Origin of the sequence: Roseateles sp. (assembly GCF_036486225.1) — a bacterium.
Classification (GTDB): Bacteria; Pseudomonadota; Gammaproteobacteria; order Burkholderiales; family Burkholderiaceae_C; genus Roseateles.
Window position 1 is genome coordinate 1 of record NZ_DASVNZ010000121.1, and the last position, 3,715, is coordinate 3,715.

General features: G+C 73.0%; 1 protein-coding gene and 1 pseudogene. Both read right to left on the reverse strand.

Features of this window, described 5'->3' with window-relative positions; translation table 11 throughout:
- A pseudogene (locus VF536_RS08410) lies at nt 1-1,980 on the reverse strand (hypothetical protein); the annotation flags it as partial.
- Nucleotides 1,922-3,715: bifunctional anthranilate synthase component I family protein/class IV aminotransferase (locus tag VF536_RS08415; RefSeq protein WP_331614374.1), on the reverse strand; the 1,794-nt coding region annotated here is incomplete at its 5' end. The pseudogene VF536_RS08410 and the gene VF536_RS08415, both read right to left, overlap by 59 nt.

Consider the following 3,715-nt stretch of genomic DNA (forward strand, 5'->3'; position numbering starts at 1 on the left):
GGCGCCGCGCCAGGCCGACAGCGCGGCCTCGCGGACCTCGGCCGTGTCGCCGGCGCGCAGTCGCTGCGGCGGCAGACGGCGCAACTGGGGCGACATCGACAAGCTGTCCAGCAGCGTCTCCGAGCGCGCGCAGATCACCAGGCGCCTCGCGGCCGGCACGGCAGCGGTCTGGATCCAGTCCCGGCGCAGCGCGAGCACCGCCTCGGCCTTGGCCGCCAGCGCCTGACGCGAAGCCGGCGGCAGCAAGGCCAAAGCCTCCAGCAGCTGCTGCTGGTCGGCACTCGTCAGGAAGCGCAACGCGGTCCAGCGCTCGACGAGTTGGCGCAGTTGCTTCAGCGGCGCGGCCGGCAGGCTGGCGCCCGTCGACGCCGCGCCGTCCAGCCACAGCGGCGTCAGCAGCGCGGCGGGCAGTTGCTCGTCCAGCTCGCGCTTGCGGCGCGACAGCAGCACGGGTTCCAGCGCGTCGCGCCTGACCTTCTTCCCGGCATCCTCCGGCAGCACGCGCAGGTCGGAGAGCGGGCCGCGACGCATGTCGTCGAGCCAGTCGACCCACTCGCCCAGGCGCGCATCGGCGAGCGGCTCCTCGTGCGCGATCAGCAGCAGCTGGGCGACCGGCAGCGCACGCAGCGCGGCCAGGCGATCCGCGTCCATCAATTCGATGCCGTCGACGATCAGCAGCGCGGGCTGCGGCTTCGCGGGCGGCGCGGCGGCCACGGTCACCGACTTCGCGTCGTCGCCGAGCCAGCGCTTCAGATCGCGTTGCCAGGACGCATGCGCGGCTTCCGGCGCGATGACGACGGCCGGCTTCACGCCGAAGAGCGTCGCCCACAGCTGGATCGCCGCGATCGCGGCGCCGCGTTGACCCAGCCCGAGATCATCGGAGATCAGCGCACGGCCGGCGCAGACGGCGAACAACGCGGCCTCCCAGGCGTGGGTCGGCAGCTCGTCACGCAGCAGCGCGCGCATCGCGGCGCCGTCGGCCATCAGCGTCTCGAGGCGCTGCACGCGCGCCTGCGCATCGCGACCGCAGGCCAGTTGCGGCCACACCGGCGCATCGACGCGCAGGGTGACGCCGAGCGCGCGGGCGTCGCTCAGCACCTGCTGCAGCCAGGCATGGCCACCTTCGGCGCGGCGGCGCTGTTGATCGTCCAGGCCCGATTGATCGCGCAGTCGCTGCGGCACGTCGCGGCCGCAGACCCATTGCAGTTCGCGCTCGTCGCCGGGCACCAGCCAGACTTCGGCCTCTCGCGCGGGCCAGCCGGCATCGAGTGCAGCGTGCTGAGCGTCGTCGAACAGCGACAGCAATTGATCGCCGTGCTCGCACGAGCCTTGATCGCGATAGTCCGCGCAGTCGCAGCGCCAGGTCTTGCGGCCCAACAGGCGCAGGCGGAAGGTGCCGCCGGTCTCGCCGTCGCGCAGTTCGTAGTCGCCGAACACGCCGTCCTCCTCGCGCGCGCCGAGCGTGAAGCGCGGCGGTTCGGCCGGCACCTCCTCGATCACCGGCTCAGGCTTGGGCTTGCGGCGGCTCCTGCGGGCAGGCGCCTCCTCGACATCAGCGGTCTCCACCTCGAACGCCGCCTCGGCGGTCGCTTCGGGGACCACTTCAGCCGCGATATCGACGGGCACTTCGGTCGCAAGCTCAGCGACTTCCGCAACCGGCGCGCGCTTGCGCGCCGGGCGCTTCTTCGGCGCCGGTTCGATCGTTTCAGCAGGTTCAGCAGGTTCGGCAGGTTCAGCCGTCGCCTCGACCGGCGTGGCCACCTCCGGCACCACCTCGGCGGGCGCCTTCGCGCGTGCGGCCCGCTTGCGCGCTGGCTTGGGAGCTTCGCTCGCCGGAACAGGCGTGGCTTCGACCGTTGCGTCGGTCGCAGGCTCGATCACCGCGTCCACGGCGGCATCGGCCGCGGCCGGCACGGCCGCTTCATCGACCGCGGGTGTCTTGCGCGTCGCCGGGCGGCGTCGTTGGGAAGTCGTCGTCATGGGAGTCCTCGTGCCGCAGCCGCACTTCACGCCAGCCGCGGACACCGTTGAAGATGGCGAGCGCATGCGCCCGCCGCAGATCGTCCAGGGTCAGCCGCGCCTCGCGCAGCCGGCCCTGTTCCAGCAGTTCCTCGCGCAGCGTGCCGGGCAGCAGGCCGGCCTCGGCGCGCGGCGTCAGCCACGGCCCGTCCGGCGCCCGTTGCAGCGCGAGGTTGGTCAGGCAGCCCTCGGTGAGCTCGCCGTCCCGGTTGAACAGCAGCACGTCGAAGCAGTCCGCCGGCTTGGCGTCCAGGAAGGCCTGGTACACCTCGCGGCGCGTCGTCTTGTGCTGGATGAATTCCGCCGCCGGACCGCGCGTGTCGATCGCGCTCCGCGCCAGCGCCACCAGCAACGGGCCGACCGGATCGGTCGATGTCGTCGATGGGGTCGCCGACGTCCCGGTCGCCGCGCGCGTCGGCGGCGTCGTGGTGGTGGTGGTGGTGATCGGCAATGCCTGCACCGTGTCATTGAAGCTGCCGTCACGGGACAGCGTCAACCGCACGCGCCACGCGCCGCGCGGATGGCGTCGCGCGATGTCGACGAGGCGGGCCTTCGCCGCGTCCACCGACCATCCCAGCCCGAAATGCCGCGCCGTGCGCTGCATCCGCGCCAGATGCCGGCCGGCGCGCGCGAACTCGCCGTCCTCGAGCCGCATCGTTTCCAGCGCCTCGATGGGCGCCTGGGCGCGCGTCAGGAAGCGCGCCTTCGCGCGCCACTCGTCGATCTCGTCGCCCGGCCGCGAGTCCAGCGTGATGCCGCTGCCCACGCCGCAGCGCAGCGCCCGTCCCGTCTGCTCGACGGTACGGATCGGCACGTTGAAGGTCACCGCCCCGCCCGGCTGCAGCAGGCCGAGCGCGCCGCAGTACCAGCCGCGCGGGCCGGGCTCGAGTTCGTCGATGACCTCCATCGCGCGCTTCTTCGGAGCGCCGGTGATGGACCCGCAAGGGAACAGTGCGGTCATGACCTCGTCCAGCGCGAGCCCGCCCCGCGTGACCGCGCCGATGGTCGACGTCATCTGCCAGACCGTCGGCAGCGCGTGCAGCTCGAACAGCCGCGGCACGCGCACCGAGCCGGGCACCGCGACGCGCGAGAGATCGTTGCGCAGCAGGTCGACGATCATCAGGTTCTCGGCGCGCTCCTTGGCGCTGGTGCGCAGGTAGGTCTGCGCGGCCTCGTCGCCGACGCGGTCGCGGCCGCGTGGCGCCGTGCCCTTCATCGGCTGCGCCGACAGCAGCCAGGTGTGGCTGGCCTGCGGCGTCTCCGGCAGCGGCCGCCAGTCGAAGAAGAGCTCCGGCGACACGCTGGCCACTGCGCCACGATCGCCGTCGCTGTGGTCGTGGGCGCCGGTCCCGGTCCGCAGGAACATCGAGAACCCGCCGGGCTGCGACGCATGCAGCGCGAAGAAGTGGGCGACCTCGTCGAAGCCGTCGAGCGCCTCGGCGCTCAGCCGCGTCGTGAGGTTGACCTGATAGCAGTCGCCGTCCTGGATGTAGTCGCGGATGCGCTCGACCTGTGCCCGCTCATCGGCGTCGGCCTGCGTGTCGCGCCACGCCGTCATCGGATGCGCGCGGTTCGCGCCGTCCGCGGCGAGGTCGTCCGGCCACGGCGACGGCGCCTCGTGCCAGACGTGGAATTCCGCCAGCGGCTCGCCCCCCGCCGGCCGCGTGCGCAGCACCGCGTCGAGCGCTCCCGCCGC